A 1862-nucleotide genomic window follows, 5' to 3' on the forward strand; every position below is an offset into this window, starting at 1 on the left:
GGCCCAGATGGCCACACCGCCGTCATCGAGACATCGCTGCTCCTGCGGTCCATCGGCTACCGCAGCCACCCCATCCCCGGGGTGGCGTTCGACCCGGCCAGCGGCCGGGTGCCCCACGACAACGGGCGCGTGCACGATCACGACGGTCAACCAGCACCCGGTATCTATGTCACGGGCTGGGTCAAACGCGGACCCCGCGGAGTGATCGGCACCAACCGCGGCTGCGCCGAGCAAACCGTGACACAGCTATGGACAGACTTCGACAACGACCTGCTCACCCGCGATATCGACGAGCCTACCGCCCTAACGGACCTGCTGGCCGAACGCGGTGTCCAGCCACTGTCCTGGCAGGACTGGTGCGCGATCGACACCGCCGAACGCCAACGCGGACTCGACAGGTCCCGTCCCCGGGACAAGTTCGTCCGCATCGCCGACGCACTCGCCGCGGCACAGAAGTAATCGAACCCAAACGCCTGCACCCCGCGGGCCATGGGGACCCCGCCGGGCAGCGATGTGCGCCAACAGTGATCGGCCCGCCGCAGTATTGACCGCCGCTGCCCAACCGCTCGATGACGAACCGTCGATCCCTGTGCTGGCCGGATAGGCCCGAGCACGCCGCAGCCCGCGCGCAGTACGGCAGTGGGCCGGCCGTGATGGGTTGAACGCGGCCCGACCGCCGTCCGGCCGATGCTGGCAGCGTACGGGCGCCGTGGCAAGCGTGGCGGGCCGAACCCACCACCTAGTTATGATCCTTGACTATCACGGAATGAAACCTCTATGCTCTGCATGACCTAGCTCACACCGAGTGGCGACAGATGAGCTGGCTCACCTGAGATTGCTGGTCAAAGGAGACGAAATGTCGGTGACGTACGACTCGCTGTTCATCGGTGGGGAAGGGGTCACGTCGAGCGGGGCGACGCAGATCACGGTGGTGTCGGCGAGCACCGAGGAGGTGCTGGGGCAGGTACCGGAGGCCACCGAGGCTGATGTCGACGCAGCGGTCGCGGCGGCGCGCGACGCGTGTGACGACCCGGCGGGCTGGTCGCGCTGGGAGCCTGCGCGGCGCGCCGAGGCGTTGGAGAGGCTGGCCGACGCGCTCGACAAGCGGGGGGAGGACATCGCGCATCGCGTCAGCAGTCAGAACGGGATGCCGATCGCGGTGTCGCGCCAGCTGGAGGCGGTGTTCCCGGCGACGTTGTTGCGTTATTACGCGGGCATGGTGCGTGACCGCGACCCGGAGGGGAGCCGTCCGGGGTTGTTCGGTGGGACCACCCTGGTGCGGCGTACACCCGTTGGGGTGGTCGGCGCGATTGTGCCGTGGAACTTCCCGCAGACGCTGGCCGCGTTCAAGTACGCTCCGGCGCTGGCCGCCGGCTGCACCGTGGTCATCAAGCCCTCACCGGAGACCGTTCTCGACAGCTACCTGCTGGCCGAGGCCGTACAGGAGGCAGCGCTGCCGCCGGGCGTGGTCAACATCGTCACGGGCGGGCGCGACGTCGGCGCGCATCTGGTCTCCCATCCCGGGGTCGACAAGGTCGCCTTCACGGGCTCGACCGGTGCGGGCCGCCAGATCGCCGAGACGTGCGGGCGGATGCTGCGCCCGGTCACCTTGGAGCTGGGAGGAAAGTCCGCGGCGATCATCCTCGACGACGCCGATCTGGACTTGGCCACCACTGCCCAGAACCTGTTCGGCGCGACGCTGCTCAACAACGGTCAGACGTGTTATCTGTCCACCCGGATTCTGGTGCCGCGCAGCCGCTACGCGCAGATCGTGGACGTGTTCACCGGCTTCGTGGAGGGTCTGACGGTCGGTGATGCGCTCGATCCCGACACGCAGATCGGTCCGATGGCCAGTGCCCGGC

The 1862-nt window shown here is 68.3% G+C and carries 1 protein-coding gene and 1 pseudogene; both read left to right on the forward strand.

Going from position 1 to position 1862, the window contains the following annotated elements:
• Nucleotides 1-459, forward strand: a pseudogene (locus tag WAW17_RS15745) (ferredoxin); the annotation flags it as partial.
• Between the two features lie 397 nt (nt 460-856).
• A partial coding sequence (locus tag WAW17_RS15750; RefSeq protein WP_422333883.1) for an aldehyde dehydrogenase family protein occupies nt 857-1862 on the forward strand: 1006 nt, incomplete at its 3' end.

This window comes from Rhodococcus sp. (in: high G+C Gram-positive bacteria), from assembly GCF_049286785.1.
Taxonomy (GTDB): Bacteria; Actinomycetota; Actinomycetes; order Mycobacteriales; family Mycobacteriaceae; genus Rhodococcus_F.